The organism is Candidatus Baltobacteraceae bacterium (assembly GCA_035502855.1).
Taxonomy (GTDB): domain Bacteria; phylum Vulcanimicrobiota; class Vulcanimicrobiia; order Vulcanimicrobiales; family Vulcanimicrobiaceae; genus Aquilonibacter.
On record DATJTX010000024.1, the window covers coordinates 56900 to 80101 of the forward strand.

General features: G+C 63.7%; 30 protein-coding genes. All 30 read right to left on the bottom strand.

The features are described from left to right. Positions 1–28 precede the first annotated feature (28 nt). The 30 genes from VMF11_09235 to rpmE all read right to left on the bottom strand — a co-directional run bounded on the left by VMF11_09235 (position 29) and on the right by rpmE (position 23181). The gene (locus VMF11_09235; GenBank protein HTU70487.1) at positions 29–1729 is read right to left on the bottom strand and encodes a DUF885 domain-containing protein; all 1701 of its coding nucleotides are present in this window, start codon (positions 1727–1729) and stop codon (positions 29–31) included. A 12-nt stretch (positions 1730–1741) separates the two neighbouring features. After that, a complete protein-coding gene (locus VMF11_09240; GenBank protein ID HTU70488.1) occupies positions 1742–2263 on the bottom strand; it encodes a hypothetical protein in 522 nt (173 codons plus the stop codon). A gap of 4 nt (positions 2264–2267) precedes the next feature. Further along, positions 2268–2813, bottom strand: coding sequence for a TQO small subunit DoxD (locus VMF11_09245; protein ID HTU70489.1), 546 nt, complete (start codon positions 2811–2813; stop codon positions 2268–2270). After that, positions 2810–3946 carry a glycosyltransferase gene (locus VMF11_09250; GenBank protein ID HTU70490.1) on the bottom strand — a complete coding sequence of 379 codons (1137 nt, stop codon included), beginning with the start codon at positions 3944–3946 and terminating at the stop codon, positions 2810–2812. The genes VMF11_09245 and VMF11_09250 overlap by 4 nt, the downstream gene beginning before the upstream one ends. Further along, on the bottom strand, positions 3947–4249 hold the full coding sequence (locus tag VMF11_09255; protein HTU70491.1) for a hypothetical protein: 303 nt from the start codon (positions 4247–4249) through the stop codon (positions 3947–3949). A gap of 17 nt (positions 4250–4266) precedes the next feature. Further along, positions 4267–5265 (bottom strand): endolytic transglycosylase MltG, encoded by a 999-nt coding sequence (gene mltG / locus VMF11_09260; protein ID HTU70492.1) that lies wholly within the window; start codon positions 5263–5265, stop codon positions 4267–4269. Beyond that, positions 5262–5669: a Holliday junction resolvase RuvX gene (gene ruvX / locus VMF11_09265; GenBank protein ID HTU70493.1), complete on the bottom strand. Its 408-nt coding sequence runs from the start codon at positions 5667–5669 to the stop codon at positions 5262–5264. The genes mltG and ruvX overlap by 4 nt, the downstream gene beginning before the upstream one ends. A gap of 5 nt (positions 5670–5674) precedes the next feature. Then, the gene (recO, locus tag VMF11_09270) at positions 5675–6427 is read right to left on the bottom strand and encodes a DNA repair protein RecO (protein ID HTU70494.1); all 753 of its coding nucleotides are present in this window, start codon (positions 6425–6427) and stop codon (positions 5675–5677) included. Continuing rightward, complete coding sequence (locus VMF11_09275) at positions 6375–6776, bottom strand: cytidine deaminase (GenBank protein ID HTU70495.1); 402 nt, start codon at positions 6774–6776, stop codon at positions 6375–6377. The genes recO and VMF11_09275 overlap by 53 nt, the downstream gene beginning before the upstream one ends. Beyond that, entirely contained in the window at positions 6754–8070 is a 1317-nt protein-coding gene (locus tag VMF11_09280; protein ID HTU70496.1) for a hemolysin family protein, read from the bottom strand. Before VMF11_09280 ends, VMF11_09275 begins: the two co-directional genes overlap by 23 nt. A gap of 135 nt (positions 8071–8205) precedes the next feature. After that, entirely contained in the window at positions 8206–8910 is a 705-nt protein-coding gene (locus tag VMF11_09285; GenBank protein ID HTU70497.1) for a diacylglycerol kinase, read from the bottom strand. 3 nt (positions 8911–8913) lie between these two features. Then, entirely contained in the window at positions 8914–9387 is a 474-nt protein-coding gene (gene ybeY / locus VMF11_09290; GenBank protein ID HTU70498.1) for an rRNA maturation RNase YbeY, read from the bottom strand. Further along, entirely contained in the window at positions 9384–10223 is an 840-nt protein-coding gene (locus tag VMF11_09295; GenBank protein ID HTU70499.1) for a PhoH family protein, read from the bottom strand. Before VMF11_09295 ends, ybeY begins: the two co-directional genes overlap by 4 nt. Before the next feature lie 74 nt (positions 10224–10297). Further along, positions 10298–10735 (bottom strand): hypothetical protein, encoded by a 438-nt coding sequence (locus VMF11_09300; GenBank protein HTU70500.1) that lies wholly within the window; start codon positions 10733–10735, stop codon positions 10298–10300. 9 nt (positions 10736–10744) lie between these two features. Then, positions 10745–11755 (bottom strand): flotillin-like protein FloA, encoded by a 1011-nt coding sequence (gene floA / locus VMF11_09305; GenBank protein HTU70501.1) that lies wholly within the window; start codon positions 11753–11755, stop codon positions 10745–10747. Positions 11756–11771: 16 nt separating this feature from the next. Next, positions 11772–13085 (bottom strand): NfeD family protein, encoded by a 1314-nt coding sequence (locus VMF11_09310; GenBank protein HTU70502.1) that lies wholly within the window; start codon positions 13083–13085, stop codon positions 11772–11774. A 37-nt stretch (positions 13086–13122) separates the two neighbouring features. Beyond that, on the bottom strand, positions 13123–13569 hold the full coding sequence (locus VMF11_09315; GenBank protein HTU70503.1) for a GatB/YqeY domain-containing protein: 447 nt from the start codon (positions 13567–13569) through the stop codon (positions 13123–13125). Between the two features lie 9 nt (positions 13570–13578). Next, positions 13579–13749 (bottom strand): 30S ribosomal protein S21, encoded by a 171-nt coding sequence (rpsU, locus tag VMF11_09320; GenBank protein HTU70504.1) that lies wholly within the window; start codon positions 13747–13749, stop codon positions 13579–13581. Between the two features lie 99 nt (positions 13750–13848). After that, the gene (locus VMF11_09325) at positions 13849–14313 is read right to left on the bottom strand and encodes a type II toxin-antitoxin system VapC family toxin (protein HTU70505.1); all 465 of its coding nucleotides are present in this window, start codon (positions 14311–14313) and stop codon (positions 13849–13851) included. Positions 14314–14316: 3 nt separating this feature from the next. Further along, positions 14317–14952 carry a hypothetical protein gene (locus VMF11_09330; protein HTU70506.1) on the bottom strand — a complete coding sequence of 212 codons (636 nt, stop codon included), beginning with the start codon at positions 14950–14952 and terminating at the stop codon, positions 14317–14319. Positions 14953–15063: 111 nt separating this feature from the next. Further along, positions 15064–15402, bottom strand: coding sequence for a histidine triad nucleotide-binding protein (locus VMF11_09335; GenBank protein ID HTU70507.1), 339 nt, complete (start codon positions 15400–15402; stop codon positions 15064–15066). A gap of 9 nt (positions 15403–15411) precedes the next feature. Next, positions 15412–16878, bottom strand: a complete 1467-nt coding sequence (locus VMF11_09340) for a hypothetical protein (protein ID HTU70508.1) — start codon at positions 16876–16878, stop codon at positions 15412–15414. Continuing rightward, positions 16875–17828 carry a glycosyltransferase family 1 protein gene (locus VMF11_09345; protein ID HTU70509.1) on the bottom strand — a complete coding sequence of 318 codons (954 nt, stop codon included), beginning with the start codon at positions 17826–17828 and terminating at the stop codon, positions 16875–16877. The genes VMF11_09340 and VMF11_09345 overlap by 4 nt, the downstream gene beginning before the upstream one ends. 59 nt (positions 17829–17887) lie before the next feature. Beyond that, positions 17888–18628, bottom strand: a complete 741-nt coding sequence (locus tag VMF11_09350) for a glycosyltransferase family 2 protein (GenBank protein ID HTU70510.1) — start codon at positions 18626–18628, stop codon at positions 17888–17890. Further along, the gene (locus VMF11_09355) at positions 18625–20283 is read right to left on the bottom strand and encodes a CTP synthase (GenBank protein HTU70511.1); all 1659 of its coding nucleotides are present in this window, start codon (positions 20281–20283) and stop codon (positions 18625–18627) included. The genes VMF11_09350 and VMF11_09355 overlap by 4 nt, the downstream gene beginning before the upstream one ends. 49 nt (positions 20284–20332) lie before the next feature. Beyond that, on the bottom strand, positions 20333–21097 hold the full coding sequence (gene prmC, locus VMF11_09360; GenBank protein HTU70512.1) for a peptide chain release factor N(5)-glutamine methyltransferase: 765 nt from the start codon (positions 21095–21097) through the stop codon (positions 20333–20335). Next, complete coding sequence (gene prfA, locus VMF11_09365) at positions 21094–22194, bottom strand: peptide chain release factor 1 (GenBank protein HTU70513.1); 1101 nt, start codon at positions 22192–22194, stop codon at positions 21094–21096. The genes prmC and prfA overlap by 4 nt, the downstream gene beginning before the upstream one ends. Before the next feature lie 5 nt (positions 22195–22199). Beyond that, positions 22200–22562: a type II toxin-antitoxin system PemK/MazF family toxin gene (locus VMF11_09370; GenBank protein ID HTU70514.1), complete on the bottom strand. Its 363-nt coding sequence runs from the start codon at positions 22560–22562 to the stop codon at positions 22200–22202. Then, the gene (locus VMF11_09375) at positions 22559–22807 is read right to left on the bottom strand and encodes a hypothetical protein (GenBank protein ID HTU70515.1); all 249 of its coding nucleotides are present in this window, start codon (positions 22805–22807) and stop codon (positions 22559–22561) included. Before VMF11_09375 ends, VMF11_09370 begins: the two co-directional genes overlap by 4 nt. A gap of 104 nt (positions 22808–22911) precedes the next feature. Further along, a complete protein-coding gene (gene rpmE, locus VMF11_09380) occupies positions 22912–23181 on the bottom strand; it encodes a 50S ribosomal protein L31 (GenBank protein HTU70516.1) in 270 nt (89 codons plus the stop codon). Positions 23182–23202: the final 21 nt, after the last annotated feature.

Sequence of the window (23202 nt, forward strand, 5' to 3'; positions counted from 1 at the left end):
GACGATGCCAAACCATGCTTGCTTGATTCTACCGGTCGCCGCCGATAAACCGATCGATCTCCGCCTTGACCAGGGTGAGCGGCATGCCGCCGTTTTGAACGATCCGCTCGTGGAAAGCGCGCACGTCAAACGCCGAACCGAGTTGTGTACGTGCCTTTTCGCGTAAGTCGGCGAAGGTCAGCGAGCCCAGCTTGTACGACAGGCTCTGCGCCGGAAGGTCCGTTGCATAGCGCAAGAGTTCCGAATCGATTTCCGTTTCCGACATCAGCGTGTTCGTGCGCATGAACTCGGCGGCACGCTCGAGGCTCCATCCCAGAGCGTTCAGGCCGGTGTCGACGACGAGACGAGACGAGATAAAGATGTCGAGCGCGTAGCGCCCGTATAGGTCGTACGGATCCTCGTAAATTCCGAGTTCCTTGCCGAGATCGGCTGCGTATTCGGCCCAACCTTCGTGATAGGCGGCGATGTACGTCGAGATCGATTGAAACGCTCGAAAACGCGGCAGCGATTCGTTTTCCCGGGAAATGCTGATTTCGTAGTGGTGACCGGGAACGAGTTCGTGCAACGCAAGCGACGCCAGGCTCAAGAGCGATCGTTCTTCGAGCTTCGAGCCGTTGTAGATATAGTAGCCGGTTTCGCCGGCCTTTGCGCCGGGCTGGTAATACCCGAACGTCATCCCGCCCTCGAGATCGGGCGGCAAGCGTTTTACGCCGAACGGCGCCGACGGTTTCTTCGAGAACAGCGCCGGCATCACGTCATCGGCTCGCCGTGCGAACAGCTCTAGGCGGTCACCGATTTGTTCGGCGCGGGTCGGCACGAAGCGCGCGTCATGGCGAAGCGAGAAATGAAACTCCGGCGCGGAGCCGCGAAAGCCGAGCCGCTCTCGCTGCTCGGCCATCGAGTTGCGAAGCGCATCGACGGTCGAAAGACCGCGCTCGTGGATCGTTTTCGCATCGAGATCGAGCGTCGTATTCGCGCGGACGAGGTAATCGTAATAGCCGGCACCGCCCGGGTACGATGACTGCCCGATCGTATCGGATGCCGCAGCAAGATAAGCCCCCGCGAGATCGTCTGCCAATTCCTGGAGAGCGGGCGAGACTTCTGTACGAATCGCATTTTGCGCATCGTTCAAAAAGCGCGCACGAAGCGTCTCGTCGAGAACCGCCAATTTTTCGGGCGGCGGAAGAAACGGGCTCCTCACGGCGTCGACGGCGGCGCGATGCAGCGCGACGATCGGAGGAATCGCGCGTCGCGGAAGCACGATCCCGCGCTCGACTTGGCCGGCGACCTTCGCTCGTACCGCCCGCGCGTAAAGGCCGACGTCTCTGATGACCGCGAGGTAACGCGTTCGAGCTTCGTCCGACTCGACGTCGAACGCGCGAAAGATGCTCCGAAAGGTCCCGATAAACGAGCGATACGGCGTAACGCACGGTTCGTACCAATAATATCGGCTCGCTGCTTCGCGCCGCTCGATGGCCGAGCGGAGCACGGCGAGCGAAAGGCGCTCTTGCCCCTCGAGAGCCGATCCGTCGAGTTCGTCCAGTTGCGTGAGGAAGCGCCGGCAGAACGCAGCGGCCTCCTCGTTACCCTCTTCGGTTACCGGCGCGATCCGCGAAACCGCCAGGCCTTGTCCCGAACGATAAAAGGCCGAGAATCCGGCGGTCGCCAAGGGACCGTGTTCATCGAGGTTCGCGCGCTCGTACGCCGCGATGGCATCGGATAGTCTCACGGACCGCTGGCCTTAGAGCAAATCTCTTCGACGGCGTTCCAGCTCTTCGCAGAACTGCTTGCGCTGCTCGACGGCGGCTGCGGCTACCGGCTCGAGCGACGCGTTTCGCGACGGTATTTCCTCGCGAAGCTTCGCTACGTTTCGTGCGATCACGCCGGCGATCTGCTCGTGAATGTGCCTGGTCGCTCCCGGTTGCAGATGGGCGCGAAACTTGAGCGTCATCCGATCCTCGGTCAGGTGAACCTCGTAGGCATGCTCGATCGTTCCCGCGCTCGTGGGCTGGCAATGAAACGCCTGCGGGTTCTTGATCTCGTGAACGTAGGTTGCGTACTCGCCCTGATCGTCCAGATCGGCGGCAATCGCCTTCACATCGAACTCGGGAAGGGCAACGGCGTGCGCTTCCAGGATCCGGCGTATCAGGTAGGCGTCATCGGCGCTCTTGCAAGGGATCGCGGCGGCCTCTTCTTGGATCGCGCGGCGCGCGGCGCTGAACACCTCGTGCAGCGGGTGCGCGAACAGCCGCTCGTCGGGCACCGCCTTACGGGCTCGGCGCGCTCGGTCCGGTCATCGGCGGTTCCTCGACAAAGACGGCAGCCGGTTCAGCTTTGCGGTGGTGCCGCAAGCGCGCGAGGATTCCGTCGACGCCGAGCATGCGGCCGGTCGGGAGCACCAAATTCACGGCGGAGAGCACCAGCGCGGTGGAATCCAATCCGGACCACACGCTCAGATGTGCGAGGCCGCCCTTGGCCGAGATGTAATTGAGCGCGAGCAAGATACCGATCAATCCGCCCAGGCGCGTATAAAATCCGAGCAGCAGCAATGCGCCGGTCACGACTTCACCCAAGCGCACGAGCTCGGCGAAGAACGATGCATTGGGCAGCACGACGTGGATCAGGAACGACTGATACGGACCACTTACGTGCGAGATCTGCGTATTGAGGAACTCCACCATCATGCCGTTGGGCGGCATGAAGTCTTGGCTGTTCAGGAATTTCGGGATGCCGTGCATCAGCCAGAACGCGCCGGCGTAGATGCGCAGGAGCGAGAGCCAGAACGCGTAGGTCGAGGAAGATGGGAGCTTCACGCTGGAACCTCCTTCGCTGCCGTCGCAAGCCCAAAGATGAGTGATGCGGCTTCACGTGCGGCATTCGGGCGCCCATGCCGCCCTGCCGCCTGAACCATTCGCTCGCGGCGCGCCGAATCCGTCAGAACGGCGGTAAGCGCCGCGGGTAGATCGTCGATGCGCCGCGCGCGCAGCGCGACACCCCACTCCGTAAGCACACGCACATTTCGTTCTTCCTGTCCCGGCAGCGGTTTAAACAAAACCATCGGAACGTGGGCGGCGAGCGCCTCCGCGGTACTGAGGCCACCTGGTTTGGTGACGAACACGTCCGCTGCATGCATGTAATCGTAGACGTTGTCCACGAAGCGAACCACGCGCACCGGATAGCTCACGCTCTCGGCAGCGGCAAGCACGCGCTGTTCGACGCGCGAATTACGTCCGGCGATTACCATTGCCGCAATCGGTGTGCCCACGTTTTCCATGGCGCGCAGCATATGCTCGAGCGGGCCGATCCCGAGGCCGCCGCCCATCACGAGCGCGATCTGCCGGTCGGGCGGCATGCCGAGGCGTTCGCGAATCGCGGCCCGCGACTGGCAGGGTTGACCGAAGCGCGGGTCCACCGGAATGCCGCACACGAGAATCCGTTCCGGACAGACGCCGCGCGCGATCATCAGCTCGCGCATTGTTTCGGTCGCCACGCAGTAACCGTCGAGATTGTCGTGGATCCAGAACGCGTGGACCGCGAAGTCGGTCACGATCCCGATGACCGGCGGGCACTCACCGTACAGCCGCTTGTATTCCGCCATCGCGCCGCTCGGGAATGCATGCGTGCACACGATCGCATCGGGGCGCTCGCGCTGGACCACGCGGCGAAGATTGCTCGCGGTGAACTGATGAGCCCAAGTTCGAAACGGACCGACCTCGGTCGCGCGTTCGGCGCGATCGTAGATGTAACGATACATCTGCGGAATCGTTTTGACCATCTGCAGGTAGCCGTCGGAAACCACGCGCGAAACGACAAGCGCGGCATACTCGTACGAATCGACGACGTTGGTGCGCGCGAATGGATCGATCTCGCGCAACCCGGCGCAAACGGCATTGGCCGCCGAAAGGTGGCCGACGCCGACGCTCGCCGAGAGAAAGAGTATTCGAATTTAGGGAGCCTCCCCGCCTTCGTCGCCGGCCTCCTCGGCGAAGACCAGAAACTCATCGAGGATTTCCTGTGCGAGCGCGTCGTCTTCGAGCAGATTGCCCTCGAGGTCGGTGACGATGAATTCGCTCTCGGCTTCTTCGTCTTGCGGCTCGTGCATCAGCACGGCATAGGAGGTGCCGTCGTCGGGGTCCTCGAGAATGCCCACCACCTCGAACGGCAGCTCGCCGCCGTCCTTGGTTTCGATGTAGAGCACTTCGCTCAATTCGAGCGGTCCGCTCCTGGTTTCACCGTTGTTGGACGACATCTTGGCTCCTTAAGTATCTAATGTAAGCAGCGTGCGACGTTGGCTTGATGCTGGGCAAGTGTACTCGCAAAGGCATGGTGCCCATTACCGCAATAGACATAGTACAGCGCATCGGTCTTCGCCGGGTGAAGCGCAGCCTCCAGCGAGGGGAGGCCCGGGTTGGCGATTGGGGTCGGCGGCAAGCCGTCATGCCGGTACGTATTATAGGGTGAATCGACCTGTAAATCGTGCAGGGAAAGCTCGCTTTTGTAGCGCGGCAACGCATACTCGATCGTCGCGTCGATTTGCAGGGGCATCCCCAGCCGCAGCCGGTTGTAGATAACGGCGGCGATGAGCGGGCGATCGGCATCGATCTTGGCCTCGCGTTCGACCAACGATGCCACCGTCACTGCCTGCGGTACGGTCACGTGCAGCGCCCGCGCCCGCTGCGCAGCATCGGAAGGTAGCTCTTTGAAGAACTGGTCGGTGAGCTGGCGCGCGACCTGCGCCGGCGTCGCGTCCAGCGGTACGAGATAGGTGCTCGGAAACAAGAAGCCCTCGAGGCCGCGGGTTCGCGTGCCGTCGACGTCCAGACTCGTCGTACGGAACGAGCGCTCGAAAGCCTCGGCAGCCCCAACTCCCTCCGCCGCGAGCCGGTGCGCGATCTGACTGTCGCGATACCCTTCGGGGATCGTAACCCACGTCGCGATCTGCGCGCCGCCGGTCACGAGTTGCTCCAAGATTTCGGCGGCGGTGGCGTGCGGCGCGAACGCATACGCACCCGCTCGCACTTCGACGTCCGCATGACGCAGGCGCGCAAGAATGCGAAACGCGAACGAGTTGCCGATCACGCCGCGCTCTTCCAGCAGCGCTGCGATGTCGGAAAAGGATGCACCGGGCGGCACGATCACGTCGGTTTTTTCCGTCGGATGCGAACGATCCAGATAGACCAACGCCGACCAGGCGCCCACCGCGCCGAGCCCCAGGATCACGACCAGCGCCACCAGCGCGCCGAGTATCTTCGAACGCTGCGTCATGCGTTCCGGCGGCGCGCAAGAAAGGTCTCGAGGATCAGTGCAGCCGCCATCTTGTCGACGACTTCCTTGCGCCGCTTGCGCGAAACGTCGGCGGCAATGAGCGTCTTGGTCACCTGCGCCGTCGTCATCCGTTCGTCGACACGATGAATCGTTCCGGCGAACACGCGGCGAAGGGCTTCGACGAACGCATCCATTTTTTCCGCTGCGATTCCGCGCTCGCCGGAGAGCGCAACCGGATCGCCGACAACCAGTTCGCGCACGTCGTACGATTCGACGTACTCCGCGATCTGCGCCAGATCGGCGCGCAGATTGCTGCGTTCGATCGTGCCGAGCGGCAAAGCGAAGCTCTGCGTCGGATCGGCGATCGCGAGACCGATCCGTTTGCTGCCGACGTCGAGTGCCAAGATGCCTATGACGCGGCCTTGGGCTTTCTGCCCAGGTGATGCGTCACGATCTCCGCGATGGCTGCGGCCACGCGCGGGCGTGCATGCACGCTCGCACGCGCCGCGCCGCGCGGTGCGCCGAGGTCGGCGAGATTGCGAACGTCGACCTCGTCGAGTTCGATCAGATCGCGCCAGGATTCGCGGCACGATGCGCCGATGAGTCCGCCGTTCTGCGGATCGACCCAAACACGCGGGCCATCGAGCGGTTTGCCGCAGCGCACGCACCGCTCGAACGGAGGCTCGATCCCGAGCGAGGAGAGCAGCCGCAGTGAAAAGCGGGGCACGAGCGTGCGCGGCTCCTGGCTGGCGGCGATGGCGCGCAACACCCCGGCGAGCAGTTCGTACACGTCGGGCATCGCGAGCTCGGGTTCACAGAATGCGTCGATCAATTCGGCCGCCAGTTGCGCGGTCGCAAACCGGTCCGGCTCGACCAGACGCTCCCACGGGGCATGCACGATGTCGGCGCCGACGATGACGTCGAGCGAACGCCCTTGATGCATCTGTAGATCGCATTCGTTGCCGAACTCGAGCCTGCCGGCGAAATGGCTTTTGGCACGGCGCACGCCTTTCGCCACCGCGTCGAGTTTTCCGCGGTCGGTGGTATACAGGCGGATGATGCGATCGGCTTCGCCCAGCGGCCTGGCGCGCAGCACGATGCCGCGCGTCTTATACGAACGGGCCGAAGGAATGGGGAAGCAGCTCCTCGAGCGTGGCGGCAACCGGCCCGTCGGGCGCCGTGAAGATCACCGTCATCGCCGGATTGAATTCGGCCAGCACTTGCCGGCATGCGCCGCAGGGGCTGGTGAGCACACCGTCGGGACCGGCGATTGCGATCGCCGTGAAGTTGCGAAAGCCTGCGGTTACGGCCGATGCCACCGCCGCGCGCTCGGCGCAGATCGAGAGGCCGTAGCTCGCGTTCTCGACGTTGCACCCCAGGAACACCGCACCGTCACCGGTATCGAGCGCGGCCCCGACCCGAAATTTCGAATACGGCGCGTAGGCGCGTTCACGCACTTCGCGTGCAGCGGAGAGCAGCGCCTCATATTCACCGAGCAAGATCGTCGACATGCACCTCTTCCCCACCGGGGACCACGCCATTGGGACTGGTGAAGATGCGCACCGAGAGAATCCGCCGGCCGCGCGTGCGCTCGACCTTCAAACGCGTGCGCGCGTCGGCCTCGATCTCCTCTCCCTCGCGCGGGAGACGGCCGAAGAGCCCGACGATGTAGCCGCCGATCGTTTCGAAATCCTCGGTCGGCAGATGAGTGCCGAGCTTTTCGTTTACGTCTTCGATATTCGTGCCCGCCTCCACCACCGCTTCCGCGTCCGAGACTAGGTGGATCGGTTCTTGTTCGTCGATGTCATGCTCGTCGCGGATCTCACCGACGATCTCTTCGAGCAGATCCTCCATCGTCACCAGTCCCGCCGTTCCGCCGTATTCGTCGACCACGATCGACATCGAAAACTTGTCGCGCTGCATCTCGCGCAGGAGTTCGGCGATCTTCTTGGTTTCCGGAACATGCGAAACCGGACGCATCAACGAACGCAGGCTCACCTGCGAGAGCGCGCCGTTGGCGAGCGCGATCAAAAGCTCGCGATCGTGCACGACGCCGACGATGTCGTCTTTGGATTCTTGGTAGACGGGTAACTTCGAATACCCCTCGGCGATCACGAGGTCGAGCGCGCGGCGCGGCGAGTCGTCGATCGAAACGGCGACGATTTCCGGACGCGGCGTCATCACCTCACGGACGATCGTATCGCCGAATTCGATGACCGAGTGGATCATCTCGCGCTCTTCTTCTTCGATGACGCGCTGCTCGGCGCCCACGTTGACGACCGCGCGAATGTCTTCTTCGGTAATGTAGATCTGATGCGTCACGCGCACGCCGAAGATCCGCAGGATCACGTTTGCGACGAAGATGAAGGCGTTGCTGATCGGCCCGAGCACGGTCGCGACCACCCGCATCACCCGCCCGAGCTGCAGCAGCCAGCGGTCGCTGTTGCCGGCGGCCAGCGTCTTCGGAATGATCTCACCGAAGAGCAGCAGCACGACCGCCATCACGACCGTCGACCAGATCGCGGCTTGCGCCAGACCCATGTCGATCGCAATCGTGGTCGCGAGCGAGTCGGCGGCGAGCAGCGCGATCGTATTGCCGATCAGGATCGAGGTAAGGACCTGACTCTTGTCGTCGACGAGCTTGACCAGGCTCGCGGCCCCGCGCAGATGGCGTTCTTCGAGCGCCCGCGCACGAACCCGCGAAACCGCCACCAGGGCCGTTTCGGAAGCCGAAAAGAAGGCCGAGCAGAGCACCAAGACGATCAGGGCCGTGATTTCGAGCCCGCTCGGATGGACCGGCGTCACCGCAGACTACTTCGGTCGGGGTCGCTATTCAAAACGGCGCCATTATAACACATCGGTTTTTTACCGCTGCGCGGTACCGCCCATCCTGGGCTAAAAACCTTTGCACCACCTTCCAGGTGGTGCATCGGGTACCCGTTATATCGCAAGGTGGGACCTCGCAAGCAGGTAGATCGCTAAGGCGACCACGATCCCCAGGACCGACCCGGCCGCCACTTCGGCGGTGGTATGGATCTTCGCCTCGACCCGGCTCTGGGCCACCAGGAAGGCCACGAAATAGGCGAGGAGCCCCGCCAGCGGCCGCTGGTAGAGGAACGCCAGCAGGGTTGCCGCCGCAAAGGCCAGCGCCGCATGGCCCGAGATCGCTCCACCTTGCAAGGCGGAGCCGCGCCCGACCCAGGCCTTGGCGAAGATCGTAACGATCGCCACCGCCGCGAGCACGACGAAGGCGATGTTGCTGGGCACGTTCGCGACCGCCTCGTAGACGCGCTGGCCGCCGTTGATCAAGCCCTGATAGAACACCAGGTAGCCGACGATGAGCGCCGCGATCGAGGCGATGAGGACGGCCCCGGCCGCGGCGTCCTTCGCCGTTTTGGCGAGGGGATGGTGGGTAACGGTGAGCAAGTCGACGATCGCCTCGACCGCCGTGTTCACCAGCTCGAGCGCGAGCACGACCGCGATGATGATCACCAGGTCGATCACGTAATCGCGCCCGATCCGCAAGATCATCGCCGCCAAAAGTACCAAGAGGGCGATGATCAGGTGGGCGCGCATGTTCGGCTGCGTCCGGGCGGCATACATGATGCCGGCAAACGCGTGGTTGAACGAACGCCAAAACCGCACGGGCTAGGTCTCGTCGAAGGGCCACGGCATGCCGATCGCCGCAGCCAGGCGGCGTTCCTCGGCTTCCATCGCCGCGCGTTCTTCCGTCTGCATGTGATCGTGACCGAGGACATGCAGCAATCCATGGATCATCAGCCGTTCGATCTCGCGTTCGAGCGGCGCACCGTAATCGGCGGCTTGCCGTCGCGCCGTATCGATACTGATCACGATGTCGCCCAGCAAATGCTCGGGTTGCGGGGATGCCGCGGGCTTGGGACGGCCTTCGCGCGGATCGTGAAGCGGGAACGAAAGAACGTCGGTCGCCTTGTCTTTGCCGAGGTGCTCCTTGTTGAGCTGGGCGATGCGCTCGTCGTCGACGAGCGTGAGCGAGATCGCCGAATCGTTTTCATCGACGCTCGCCAGCAATTTGCGCATCGCGGCCTTGAGCGCGCGCGCGTTTACCCCGCTGGCGCGCACCTCGTTTCGAAAATAAATCAAGGTTGATCCGCGTAGGCGCGGATGATCTTGGACACGAGCGGATGGCGGACGACGTCGGTTTCGTTCAATTCGATTACGCCGACCTCCGCAAGGTCGCCGAGACGACGCGCCGCGTCGCGCAAGCCGCTGCGCTGGCCCGCAGGCAGATCGATCTGCGTCACGTCGCCGTTGATCACCATCTTCGACCCGGCGCCCAAGCGCGTGAGAAACATCTTGAGCTGCGCCGCGGTTGCGTTTTGGGCCTCGTCGAGGATCACGAAGGCATCGTTCAACGTGCGGCCGCGCATGTAGGCGAGCGGCGCGACTTCGATCGTCCCGCGCTCGAGGTACTTCGCCACCAATGCGAGATCGAGCAGGTCTTCGAGCGAATCGTAGAGCGGACGCAGATACGGATCGACTTTCTCGCGCAAGTCGCCCGGCAGGAATCCCAACTTCTCGCCGGCTTCGACCGCCGGACGCGAGAGAATCACGCGCGAGATCTCGCGGTTTTTGAGCGCGCGTACCGCCATCACGACGGCAAGGAACGTTTTTCCGGTACCGGCGGGACCGATGCCGATCGTGAGCGGATTGTTCTCGATCGATTGCACGAACGCGCGTTGCCCAGCCGTCTTCGGACGGACCTCTTTTCCGCGCGCGCTGCGGATCAGCGTGGGCGGAATCGCCCGCCCGTTGCTGCCCTCGCCCGCATCGGCGATCGCGAGCGCCACGTCATCCGGCGTGATTTGCGCGCCCTCGAGTGCCGCGTCCAGCATGCGCCGCACCGCCTGCTCGGCACGCTCGACGTTGGCGGAGGTCCCGGCGAGAAACAGGCGGTCGCCGTCGGCGCGAACGCTCACCCGTAACCGCTCTTCGAGTGCGGAGAGATTTTGATCGAGTTGTCCGAAAAGGCGGACGCGATCTTCGAGATCGCTTAGATCGACGGTTCGCTGTGACGTGGACTCCAGATCGATTGCTCCTGAAACGCTTTTGGTGAGCCGAGAACTTCTGCGGCGACGATCGCCCGCACGAGCGTCGCGCTTCCTCCGAACATACCACGGATCGGCGAGGTTCCAATCCGCGGCGGAACGTGAAGCGGCGGCTCCGATGGGGATGGCGGCGCGTCGACCGGCGGCATCTCAAATGGCTGCGCCGGTATGACCATCCGGGCCGGCGGCGGCGTTGCCGGGCGCGGCGGGGGTGCCGGGCGCGGCGGGGGTGCCGGACGAGGCGCCGGCGGACGCGAGGACGGCGCCGCCGTCTGCGGTTGCGGTGCGGCGCGCCCGCGCGCGCCCCGCACGTTCTTACGAATGCTCGAGATCACCCCGATCAATACGATGGCGATCCAGATGAGCGCGCCGATGCCGTGCACGATCCGTCCCTATCTGGGCGGCTGCGTCTGGCCGGCATCCGGCGGCGGACCGCCTTCGACGCTGCCGCCGATCGCGTCGCGCATGCCGGTATCCGCCTGCAGATTCTTCAGGCGGTAATAATCCATCACGCCGAGGTTGCCGCTCTTGAACGCGTCTGCGATCGCGAGCGGAATCGCGGCTTCGGCGGCGACGACTTTGACCCGCATCGCCTGCGTTTCGGCCTTCTGCTCTTGCTCCGCAGCCTGCGCCGCATACTGCCGCTCGGAGGCCTTCGCCTGGGCGATCTTACGATCGGCGTCGGCTTGCGAGGTCTGCAGTTCGGCGCCGATGTTCTTACCCACGTCGACGTCGGCGATGTCGATCGAAACGATCTCGAACGCCGTTCCGGCGTCGAGCCCTTTGGCGAGCACCGTCTTCGAAATGCGGTCCGGATATTCGAGCACTTCCTTATGATCGATCGCCGCGCCGACCGCGGCGACGACGCCTTCGCCGACACGCGCGATCACCGTTTGCTCGCCGGCGCCGCCGACGTAGCGGTCGAGATTGCTGCGCACGGTCACGCGCGCTTTGACGTTGAGTTGAATGCCGTTCTGCGCTACGCCCTGGAACGTCGGCGTTTCGATGACCTTGGGGGTGACCGAAGTCTGCAGCGCTTCGACGACGTTACGACCGGCCAAATCGATCGCTGCGGCGCGCTGCCAATCCAGCGGAATCTGCGCGCGCTGTGCGGCGATCATCGCCAGCGTGACGTTCTCGACGTTGCCGCCGGCCAGAAAGTGCGACTGCATCTGATCGACCGTGAGGTTGAGGCCGGCCTTGCGTGCACGCACGTAGTTCGCGACGATGACGCTGGGCGGAATGCCGATCAGGCGCATCCGCACCAAGGTGATGATGCCCAGCGGCACGCCGGCCGCGATCGTGCGGATCCATGTTCCAATCGGAAAGTAATACAGGAAGACGAAGAACAGGATGATCGCGACGAAAAAAACGATCACCACACCGGCGGTTGCGAGCCCCACGCTATTCAAACCTCTCTCATCGGTAGTCGGGTAGTGTTACCGGCTCTACGAATACTCGCGCGCCTTCGACGCGCGTTACGCGGATGGGCGTTCCCGCCGCAATGAATTCTCCCTCGGTCAGTACGTCGACGCGTTTGCCGTCGATCTGCGCAACACCCGCGGGGCGCAGATAGGAAGCGGCAACACCCGTTTTGCCGAGCAGCGACTTGAAATCGCTGCTCGTCACATAGTCTGCGCCTTGCGCGTCCACCAACGCCAAACGGCGCATCCACGCGTTCTCGGGAAAGACCCGCGTCAGCAGCGCAAAGCAGATCGCGGTCATGATTATCGCCGTCGAGAACGTCTCGACCGCGATGAAAAAGAACGGAATTCCAAAGGCGAGCAAGACGGCGGCGAGCAAGGCGAGGCCGCCCAATATGCCCGGAACGCCGTGACCGGGGACGACGTGCAGTTCCCACAAGATGCCGATCAGCCCGGCGATCGCGAGCGCGATCACGAGGCCGTTCGAGAACCCGGCCTCCACGTGCGTTCCGAAGAAGAGCGCGAGCGCGCCGACGCCGATCGTACCGGCGATGCCGTGCATCGTCTGCATCTCGAGAATCAGACCCAACATGCCGATGGTCAGCAACAGGCCGCTTATTTCGGGCGTGTTGGCAAAGCGCGCCAACTCTTCGCCCCAGGTATAGGCGGTCGTTTGCCGCGGATCGCCGGCGAGACGCTCCGAGGCGAGCGCCGCGTCGAGCGAGGGTTCGATGGCGTCGGCCATGCCCGTCTTCACCGCGTCCTGGGCCGAGAGCGTCAGGATCGTTCCCGGCGTCTTATAATCGGGCACGTCGATGTTCTTATCGACGAACGCCGCGGCGAGTTTGGCGGGACGATGGTTGCGCTGCGCGGTCGAGACGAAGAGCGACTTGAGCGCCGAGATGGTTTCGGGGTCGGTGGGATGCGGTTCGGCCGACCCGATGACGGAACCCGGCGCCATCATGATATGCGAGGTCGAAAGCGTGATCAGCGACGCGGCCGAAAACGCGCGATGCTCGACGTAGGCGATGACGGGTTCGTGCGCGGCGAAGATCGCGGCGCGGATATCCTCGGCCGCTTCGACCAGCCCGCCGTTGCTGTTGACGTCGAGCACGACCGCCGCGGCATGTTCGCTATCGGCCTGCGCGATCGATCGCTGCACCAAATGCGCCATCCCGTCGTCGACCATGCCGGTGATCGGTACGATCACCACCGGACTGGTGGGGGACGCCGCCCGCGCGAGCCCGGCAAGGCCGACCGTCGCGAACGCCAGAGCGAACGTGACCCGTAACAAGCGCATACCAACCATGCCGGATGCTACCTTCGCGGCAGGGCAAGGTTTCTTTCTAGCCGCCGAGTTCCTCGGTGACGATCTCGCGGATCAGGTTGCCGTCGGCCTGCCCTTTGAGCTGAGGCATCACCGCCTTCATCGCAGCGCCCTGGTTGCGCGCGCCTTCGGGCAGCGCAGCCAGCGCCGCTTTGACGATTGCCCGGATCTCCTCGGCGGATTTCTGCGCCGGGAGATAGGCGCTCAAGATCTCGCGCTCGGCGCGTTCCTTGTCGGCCAAGTCGGCACGGCCCGCTTTCTCGAACTCGGCAAGCGAGTCGCTGCGCTGCTTGACCAGCTTCTGGACGACCGCCAGTTCGTCGGCGTCGGAAAGCTCGGTGCCGGCTTCACTCCGTTTGTAGGTAAAACCGGAGAGGGCCGAGCGCAGCGTATCGAGCCGCAATTGGTCGCGCGCCTTCATCGCCTCCTTGAGATCGGAGGCGATGCGGTCTTTCAAACGTCCCATCTCGAAGGGTTACGCGCGGCGCTTACGAGCGGCCGCGGACTTCTTCTTGCGGCGAACGCTCGGTTTTTCGTAGTGCTCGTGCTTGCGCGCTTCGGCGAGAATACCCGCCTTCTGGGTGGCCTTCTTGAAACGGCGCAGCGCGCTCTCTATCGACTCACCTGGAGCTACGCGGACTTCCATTGTTGATTGACCCCCCTTTCGGCACGCGCGGAGCGCGGCAAAATCTCGGCCTCGAACACGGGGCCGGCTGGGGTACTGTAGCACAGGCGTCCGAGGCCGTCAAACCGGCTCTTCGCTGCGTCCCGGATTCAGCGTTGCCAGCCCTTCCGATCGCGCTGCCCCCTCGAGGCTGATGTCGGCGCACGCGAATCTCACCGGCTCTCCGCCGGCGGAGCGCGGCATCACGAGGCACCCGGCCAACTGCATTGCGTCGTAAGCACGCAGCGTGTAACGGTCGATCAGTTGCAGCGCCGTTTCAACCGTGGCCTCGGTTATGGGTTGCCGGATAAACACCTCGGCCAGATGCTTCGCAAATGCCAGGAGGATGCCGTCAGCGGCGTCGGCACCAACATCGCCTGCTCGCTCGCGCCGTCGGATCGCCGCATGAAATTCGACCGGCGCGAGTGATAGCACCGTGAAGGTGTGCGATGGCGTGGCGTTCGCGAGCCGGAGCATTTCTTCCGTGCCCGGCTCGCGAACATACAGCTTTACGAGAGCGCTTGTGTCGAGGTAGTACAGCCCCAACCGCTATCGTCTTTCACGCAGGATCGTTTCCGACAACGGTTCACCGCTGATTGAAACGGGCGCAAAGCGCGCGCGTGGTTCAGAGGCCCGAAGGACGGTCTGCACGTCGGACGCAGAGCGATTGAGACGAACCGAAGCGACCGGGAAATTCGGATTCTTCGGATTCGGCACTTTACCCGTTTGCACGATCCCCTGGTCAATCGCTTCCCGCAAGAGCGCCTCGCGATTTAGGTGCGCCAGGGCAGGCTCCACGGACATTCCCACATCGCGAAACCACTTGAATGCAACGAACGTGTACCCGGGACGCGATTCCGCGCGATCGAGCGCTCGAATCAACGCGGCAAGCACCTCGGTTCCGGGCCTTTCGTATCTGGTATTCTCCCCTATGCGGGATGACGATGTTGGGGCAGGCTCAAACGTCAGGACGACGGCCGTCTCAAGCGGCGCAAAATTCGTCTCGAAATCCGCGCTTTCGCGGATTTTCCGCGCCGCCTTCTTTCCGTCAGCATGATGGAAAACCGCCCGAACATGAACGTTCTGCGGGATTATCGGCTCGAACGAGCCGCTGCGCACCAGAGCTTGAATTTCATCGGAGAGCGCCGCTTCGGCATCCCGGATCGTCGAATATCTATCTTTCATGACCGGCTTACGTTTAGTTTAATTGTAACAATAAAATAATTTTCTCTCTATCTGAGACACGTGTCAGCGTAACACAGCGGTCAACCTGGATCAAGCCAGCCGGGATCACGGCTAGCCGGGCGGCCAGGTCAGATGGCGACCCGCCAAGACGTGGATGTGGAGATGGTCGACCGTCTGCCCGCCGTCGGCGCCGGTGTTCATCACCAGGCGGTAACCATTGTTGCCGTGCTCGCGGCCGAGTTTGGTCGCGACCTCGATCAGCCGCGCGAGCAGCGCGGCTTCGCTGGCGTCGGAGAGATCGCCGATGTTGGCGTGATGCGCGCGCGGCATCACGAGCAGGTGGGTCGGCGCCTGCGGATTGATGTCTTCGATCGCGATCACCGTATCGTCGTGATAGACCTGCGTGGATGGAATCGCGCCGGCCGCGATTTTGCAAAACAGACAGTCCACGTCGTGCTCCTATGGGCGAATGGTGAAGGTCCAAGATTTCGTCGTGGTGTTGCCGGCCATGTCGGCCACGCGCACCGTCACGCGCACCGGCCCGCTGCGATACGAGTAATCCGGTAAGTATTGGATGAACGTCGGCGTGCGCAAACACTCACTGGTCACGTCGCGGCCGTCGACCCAGAGCACGATGCTCGACGGGTTCACCGCAACCGCATCGGCCACGAACGTAGCGTAGATCGCCGGCGACGAGGTATTTACCGTCGCGCCCTCGCCGGGAGCGAAATCCGACACCCCGGGCGGCGAACTCGAAGCCGACAGCGTTTGTGCCGCCTGTAGATCCGGCGCGCTCTTGCCGTCGACGCTGAGATGGCCGATGATCGGGACGCCGGTGAAGTTCGCGCCCTGGGGAATCTGATAACTGCCGATGTACTCACCGTCCGGGCTCGCGCTCATCGCAAGGCTCGTTACATACGATCCGATGTCGAAAGTGGCCGCCCCGCCGGGCGTTCCATGCATCGTCACGTTGACGGTATCTCCGGCGCGAAGCGGATGATCGGTATCGAGGGTCAGGCTCGCAATCTGCGGACCGCCGGGCTGCGCGGAAGCTTGCGCCACCGCGCGGCTGACGAAGATGGAGCGCACTTCGCTGCTCTCGACGTTATACCGGACGGTTACGAGATCACCGTTTCGCAGGTCGGAGAGCTGCGCGGGCTGTCCGTTGAGCGTGATCTGGGTGGTGCGATCGGGAACGATTACGTGGCCGTCGGTTAGGACGAACTCATCGGCCGTCGAGGCGGCGATGCGGCCGGTGCGCGAGCCGAATGCGTCCTCGACGCGCTCGACGTGGCCGGCCCGATCCATGTAGATGCGCGCGAAATCCCCGGGGTGCAGATCGCTCAACTCGCCCGGAACCGTGACGTTCGCCGCCACATCGTGCAATTCGACGATCGCGTTGCTGCCGATCGGAACGGTGTGAACCGACGCATTGTACTCGAGCGTCACGCTCGGCGGATCGGAGTCGAGATCGACGGCCGTCACCGTGCCGAAGCGCTCCGCCGAGGTGTGGGTGAGGATGAGCCCGTTCGACGATGTTCCGACGAGCTGCGCGATGATATTAACGCTATGTGCCGCGCGATCGTAGGTCGCGTACGCGCCCAGCACGTCGGTGAAGAATCGCAATGGTACGTAGAGCACCCACTTCACCTCGACCGCGCCGCCGCCGCCGATTTGCAAGGTAACGGTTTTTGCACCGACTTGCGTCTCGATCAGATTTCCCGACCGCATGAACTGCAATCCAAGAGCCTCGATCGTCCGTCGTACCGGAACGTAGAGTTCGCCGCGGATGAGGATCGGCGGCGGTTGCAGCGGCAGCTTCACGCCATTGATGACGATCGATATCGGCGCTGACGTCGGCGCCGGCTTCGGCGCGGAGCCGAGCAACACCAGGGCGGCGACCAGCACGACCGCGATCCGACTCATTCTTCCTCCGGCAAGATCTCGCGATAGACGTCGGCCGTCTCACGCGCCGTGCGATCCCAGCTCAGCTTGGCGGCGGCCTCGCGTCCCCGTTCAACGAGATCGGTACGCAATGCCTGGTCGTCGAGCAGCCGCTCGATCTGCGCGCGCGCGCCGTCCACGTCGCGGGGCTCGAACGCGAGCGCGATGCCGGCGAGCGGGTCGGGGATCGAAGTCGTGCTGGCGATGACCGGGCACCCTTGCGCCGCTGCCTCGACGAGCGGAAGGCCGAACCCCTCGAGCAACGAGGGGTGCACCAGCGCGACTGCGCCGGCATAGTACGCGGCTAGTTGATCGTCGCTTAGGTCGCCCAGCGCGCGCGCGCGGCGGTGTTCGCTCGAGGCGCGCTGCAAAAGCCCGCCGAAATCGTCGCTTCCGGTAAAGTAGAGATCGACGTCGTACCGCGCGGGAAGCGATGACCACGCCTGCACGAGCGTGGGCAGGTCTTTGTGCTCGCGATGGTTCCCGACGTTGAGCAGATAGGGACGCTCGCCATGGTACGGCGATGCCGGTGCGAAGAAGCGATCGCGCGGCGCCAACGGAATCACGCGAACGCGCTGCGCGTCGACGCCGAAGAAGTGAACCAAGTCGTCGATGGTGCGTCTATCGGAAGTGATGATGCGCGCGGCTCGCCGGGAAGCGCGCCGCACGATCGACATGTAATACGGTTCGATATAGGCACGGAAGTATTGCTTGAAGCGCAGATGGATCAAGTCGTGGATGGTAAAGACGAATCGCCCGCCGGCAAAAGCCGGAACGTAGTGCGCCATGTAATGGGCCAGGTCGATGCGATCGTGCCACATTTCGAGCGGCAAAACGATCTGCTCGGCGATACCGAGGTTTTCTCCCTTCGTATAGACGCGGTAATCGAACTCGGGCGCGATGCGCGGAAGACGCGTCGAGACTTCGCGCATGTAGGTGGCCATTCCAACGGAAATGCGCCGCCCGGTCCGGGCATCCAGCCCGATTCGCCTCAACGAATCGCTTTCCAGGCAACGACGGCGGGATAGACGGCCGAGTACCAGGCCACGTACCAGCCGCGCGGGCCGTCAAGCAGCGCGCCCCGCCAGAGCAGGGCATGGGCAAAACGCGGCGGCACGAGCGCGGACTCGCGCAGCAGGCGCCACGGCGGCGTATGCTCCGCTGCCGCCTCGATCGCGGTGTAGCGCGCAAATTTCTCGCGATAGGTTCGCGCGGTTGGATACGAGTAGTGCAACAGCGTTCCGTCGAGTTCGCGCACGACACCGTCGCACACGAGGAACTCGTGCAGGGCGGCTTCGCCGCCCGCGGCAGGGCGCGCCTCGACGCGAACGGCATTGGTGCGAACCAAGCGCAGCAGCGGCTCGTTCTTCCACAACCGCATCGGTTTCCCGCGAAAATACGTCGTTCGCCGCACCACGTAACCGTCGGCCTCGTCGGACGCGCGCACGATCGCCTCGCGCAGCCGGTCGTCGAGTTCTTCGTCCGCGTCGATCATCAGCGTCCACGGCGTCGCGATCTGCGCGAGGGCGAAGCGCCGCGCGTCGACGAAATCCGTCCAGCGCCGCTCGATCACACGAGCGCCTGACGCGCGCGCATACGGAACAGTGTTGTCGGCCGAGAGCGCATCCACGACCAAAATCGAAACGCCGTGCGGCAGGCTCGTGATCGCACGCGGCAGATCGCGCTCTTCGTCCCGTGTCAGGATAAAGGCGGTGATGCGGTCAGGGTTCAAACTATCGGAGCCCCCGGGCGAACGACGTTCGCCTGGGGAGCGGAGGCGTGCGCGAGCGCCGCACCGACGAAATCGCGATAGAGTGGTGACGGATTATTGGGACGCGATTTGAACTCGGGATGCGCCTGCGTGCCGAGGAACCACGGATGCATGTCGTGCGGCAATTCGACGATCTCGACCAGCGTGGTCTTACCGACCGTGTGATGACCCGAGAAGCGCATGCCGTGCTCTTCGAAAACCGGACGATAACGGTTGTTGAACTCGTAGCGATGACGATGGCGTTCGGTGACTTCGGCCGTACCGTAGGCACGTAGCGCCAGCGACCCCTGCTCGAGGGTGCAACTATAGGAACCCAACCGCATCGTGCCGCCGTAAATCTCGAGATCGCGCTGGTCCGGCATGAAATCGATCACCGGATCGGGCGTGGTCTCGTCGACTTCGATCGAGCTCGCTTTTGAAATGCCGCAGACGTCCTGGGCGAACTCCACGCACGCGAGCTGCATGCCGAAGCAGATGCCCAAGAACGGAATCCGGTGCTCGCGCGCATACCGGATCGCCTGGAGTTTACCGTTGACGCCACGCGCACCGAATCCGGGCGCGACCAGGATGCCGTGCGCGCCCTCGAGCACGCCGACGCCCTGCGTTTCGACGGTGACCGAATCGATGCGCTGAACCTCGACCTCGGCGTTGTGATGAGCGCCGGCGTGATAGAGCGCTTCGTTGATCGAGATGTAAGCGTCTTTGAGTTCGACGTACTTTCCGACCAAGGCGATACGTACGTGATGGCGCGGGTGCATGATCCGGTCGACGATCTTCGCCCATTCGTCGAGTTTGGGGGCATTGGTCGGCAAATGCAATTTGCGGATGACCGCGTCGGCCAACCCTTCAGCCTCTAAATTGAGCGGAACTTGGTAGATCGTGCGTGCGTCGATGTTCTGCACGACCGAGTTGGGCGGGACGTCGCAGAAGAGCGCGATCTTCTCTTTCAGCTCGATCGGCATCGGGATGGCCGACTGCGTGCGGCACACGATCGCGTCCGGCGAGATGCCGATCCCGCGCAGCTCGCGCACCGAGTGCTGCGTCGGTTTGGTTTTCAACTCGTCCGGGGCCCCGAGATGCGGGACGAGGGTGAGGTGCGCGTACATCACGTTCTCGTCGCCGGCGTCATAGCGCATCTGACGAATCGCTTCGAGAAAGGGCAGCGATTCGATGTCGCCGACCGTTCCGCCGACCTCGACGATGCACACGTCGGCGTGACTGGCCTCGGCGACGCGCTTGATGTGGGCTTTGATTTCGTTGGTGATGTGTGGAATCACTTGGACGGTCGCGCCCAAATACTCGCCCCGCCGCTCTTTTTCGATGACGGAGTTGTAGATCTGGCCGGTCGTGACGTTGTTCGCGCGGACCAAATTTTCGTCGATGAACCGCTCGTAGTGACCGAGATCGAGATCGGTTTCGGCGCCGTCTTCGGTAACGAAGACCTCGCCGTGCTGATACGGGTTCATCGTGCCCGCGTCCACGTTGATATAGGGATCCAGTTTCTGGATAGAGACGCTGATGCCGCGCGCTTTGAGGAGTCGTCCGAGGGATGCCGCAGTGATGCCCTTGCCGAGCGAACTCACCACGCCGCCGGTGAAGAAAATGTACTTCGCCATCTCGGGATGATGATATTCGCGCTAGACCGGGGTCTCCACCTTGGATGGTTCAGCCGCACCGTGCGACGACGTAGCGCTCGCGTCCGCCGTAATCGCGCTCCATGGTAACGGCTGCCTGCGGGAACGCCGCGCGCGCGAGCGCGAGCAGCCCGGCGGCGATCGGCGGCGCCCCCTCAGCGAGCACGAGCCCACCCGGTTTGACCACCGGCGGCACTTCGATGAAAAAGCGGCGGTACTGGTCGAGGCCGTCGGCGCCGCCCTCGAGCGCCAGCGCCGGCTCGAATCGCAGGCTCACCTCGCCCGCGCCTGTCGGGACGTAGGGCAGATTTGCGACGATCGCGTCGTACCGCTTGTGCTCGACCGGCGCCAGCAGGTCGCCGAGATAGAACGTGACCCGCTTTTCGAGACGGAAACGATCGCGGTTTTCGGCCGCGACGACGAGTGCGGCGGGCGAGATGTCGACGGCGTCGACGTGCGCGCTAGGCAATTCGGCTGCGAGCGTGCACGCGATCGCACCGCTGCCGGTGCCGACGTCGAGGATGTGCGGCGCATCGTAGCCGCGCAGATGCGCGAGCGCCGCGTCGACGAGATGTTCGGTTTCGGGACGGGGAACGAGCACGCGCGGATCGACGATGAACTCGCGCCGGTAAAAGCCCGCGGTTCCGATGATGTACGCGAGCGGCTCACCGTTCCGGAGGCGCGCCGCGAGCGCGTCGTACCGCGCTTCCGTCGCAGGATCGAGCGGCTCGCCCGCATGTGCGCGCAGATACGCCGGCGATTTTCCGGTGGCAAACGCGAGCAGCGGCTCGTTCATGCCGGGGCGGCTTCGCCGGCTAGGAGGCGCGCCTGTTCGTCCTTGAGCAAGTCGTCGACGATCGGGGCGAGCGCACCGTCCATGACGCCGCGGATGTTGCCGTAGCTCTGGTTGATCCGGTGATCGGTGACGCGGTCTTGCGGGAAATTGTAAGTGCGAATCTTCTCGGAGCGGTCGCCGGTACCGACCTGGCTGCGCCGCAGCGACCCCATCGCCTCTTCTTTTTCGCGCTGCTGGCGTTCGTACAGCATCGCGCGCAACATCTGCATCGCCTTCTCGCGGTTTTGCATTTGCGAGCGCTCTTGCTGCGAGGCGACGATGAGGCCGGTCGGCACGTGCGTTATGCGGATCGCCGACTCGGTCTTGTTGACGTACTGGCCGCCGGCGCCCGAGGCTTTGTAGGTGTCGATTTGCAGGTCGGCGGGTTTGATCTCGATCTGCACGTCGGGATCGACCTCGGGCAGCACCGCAACCGTCGCGGTCGAGGTGTGGATACGCCCCTGCGCTTCGGTCGCCGGCACCCGCTGCACGCGGTGGACGCCGGATTCGTGTTTGAACCAGCGATACGGCGAATCGCCCTTCACCGCAAAGACGATCTCTTTGTAGCCGCCGGCCTCGCTCTCGTTCTCGGAGACCAGCTCGACGCGCATCCCGCGCGACTCGGCAAAGCGCATATGCATACGGGCGAGATCGCCCGCAAAGATCGCGGCTTCATCGCCGCCGGCGCCGGCGCGAATTTCGATGAAGACGTCTTTGTCGTCGTTGGGATCCTTCGGAACCATCAGCACGTGCAGCTCGCCCTCGAGCTGGGCCCGCCGATCGCGCAGCGTGCGCAGCTCTTCCTCTGCAAGCTCCCGCAATTCCGCATCGCCGCCCTCGCTCAGCAGCGCTTCGCTTCCCTCGATTTCAGCGAGCGTCTTGCGGTACCGCCGGTAGACGTTCACGGTCTCTTCGAGCTGCGCGCGTTCCTTGACCAGCGCGGTGTAACGCTCCTGATCGAACGCGCCGCTGGGATTGGCCAGCTCCGCCTCGATCTCATCGAAGCGCCGGACCATCGTATCGAGGCGTGCGAGCACGCTTTCGTTCAGTTCAGCCATGATAATCAGTCGCGATATCCAATTGTTTCGGCGATCTGACGCCGGATCGACCGCAGCTGGTCGAGCGTTATCCGCGTGCCCGGACGGCCCCGGACGCGCCCCTTTGCCGCCGTGACAACCGCGTGCGAAATCGCGAACGAACGCCGTTGGCAGCCATTGTCCGGCGTCGGCTCGACAACGGTCGAGAGTTGTGGAATCACCATCGACTCATCGCTGGTGAGGGGCACCACGATCACCGTCGGATGCGCGGCATCGAACAATTCGTCGTCCTCAACGACAACGCACGGGCGCAGTTTGTTCGCTTCTTTCGCCAATCCATCGCCCCGCCAATCGATCAGGACGATCTCGCCGGATGCATATTCGCTCATCCGAGGTCAGGCGCGGAAGAGCCGATCTCGTCATAGAACTCCGCCGCCTCGCGCGATGCAAGCACCCGCTCGCCGAGGCGTTTGCTCGCCGAGCGAATCGCGGCTTTTCGGACCTCGTGCGCGCGGACCGTCGCGAGATCGCGGAGATACGTCGCCAAGCCCACGCCGTGCGCGGCCGCGTCTCGCTCCAGCACCTCCCGAACCTCAGGATCGAGACGGAGAGAGATTGGCGCGCGCGTACTCATGATGCGTCTATTGTAGTGCGCCAATGTATTACGGTCAAGTAATACGTTTCGCCCATAAAAAAGACGAGCCGCATGCAGCTCGTCTTCGAACCCCGACGGGGTAGCTACGCCTCGACGGCCTTCTTGGCGTCCTTGACGGCCTGGCGCTTGGCAGCTTCCTCTTTCTTCCTCGCGGCGGCGGCAGCGCGCTGGTTGAACTTATCGACGCGGCCGGCAGTATCGACCAGCTTCTGCTGGCCGGTGAAAAGCGGGTGGCATGCCGAGCAGATCTCGACCGCGATCTCTTTCATGGTCGAGCCGGTGGTGAAGGCGTTGCCGCAGGCGCAGTGGACGCGCGCCTCCGGGTACCAGTTGGGGTGGATCTTCTGTTTCACAGCCCACTGATTATAGCAGGG

What these genes read in the sequence shown, in the direction of transcription:
- VMF11_09310 (HTU70502.1), bottom strand. Translation starts at nt 13,085, where the DNA reads ATGGTTGGTATGCGCTTGTTACGGGTCACGTTCGCTCTGGCGTTCGCG.
- VMF11_09275 (HTU70495.1), bottom strand. Translation starts at nt 6,776, where the DNA reads ATGTCGACGATCTTGCTCGGTGAATATGAGGCGCTGCTCTCCGCTGCA.
- VMF11_09315 (HTU70503.1), bottom strand. Translation starts at nt 13,569, where the DNA reads ATGGGACGTTTGAAAGACCGCATCGCCTCCGATCTCAAGGAGGCGATG.
- VMF11_09355 (HTU70511.1), bottom strand. Translation starts at nt 20,283, where the DNA reads ATGGCGAAGTACATTTTCTTCACCGGCGGCGTGGTGAGTTCGCTCGGC.
- VMF11_09370 (HTU70514.1), bottom strand. Translation starts at nt 22,562, where the DNA reads ATGAGCGAATATGCATCCGGCGAGATCGTCCTGATCGATTGGCGGGGC.
- rpsU (HTU70504.1), bottom strand. Translation starts at nt 13,749, where the DNA reads ATGGAAGTCCGCGTAGCTCCAGGTGAGTCGATAGAGAGCGCGCTGCGC.
- VMF11_09255 (HTU70491.1), bottom strand. Translation starts at nt 4,249, where the DNA reads ATGTCGTCCAACAACGGTGAAACCAGGAGCGGACCGCTCGAATTGAGC.
- prmC (HTU70512.1), bottom strand. Translation starts at nt 21,097, where the DNA reads ATGAACGAGCCGCTGCTCGCGTTTGCCACCGGAAAATCGCCGGCGTAT.
- prfA (HTU70513.1), bottom strand. Translation starts at nt 22,194, where the DNA reads ATGGCTGAACTGAACGAAAGCGTGCTCGCACGCCTCGATACGATGGTC.
- VMF11_09375 (HTU70515.1), bottom strand. Translation starts at nt 22,807, where the DNA reads ATGAGTACGCGCGCGCCAATCTCTCTCCGTCTCGATCCTGAGGTTCGG.
- VMF11_09340 (HTU70508.1), bottom strand. Translation starts at nt 16,878, where the DNA reads ATGAGTCGGATCGCGGTCGTGCTGGTCGCCGCCCTGGTGTTGCTCGGC.
- VMF11_09330 (HTU70506.1), bottom strand. Translation starts at nt 14,952, where the DNA reads ATGAAAGATAGATATTCGACGATCCGGGATGCCGAAGCGGCGCTCTCC.
- mltG (HTU70492.1), bottom strand. Translation starts at nt 5,265, where the DNA reads ATGACGCAGCGTTCGAAGATACTCGGCGCGCTGGTGGCGCTGGTCGTG.
- VMF11_09345 (HTU70509.1), bottom strand. Translation starts at nt 17,828, where the DNA reads ATGCGCGAAGTCTCGACGCGTCTTCCGCGCATCGCGCCCGAGTTCGAT.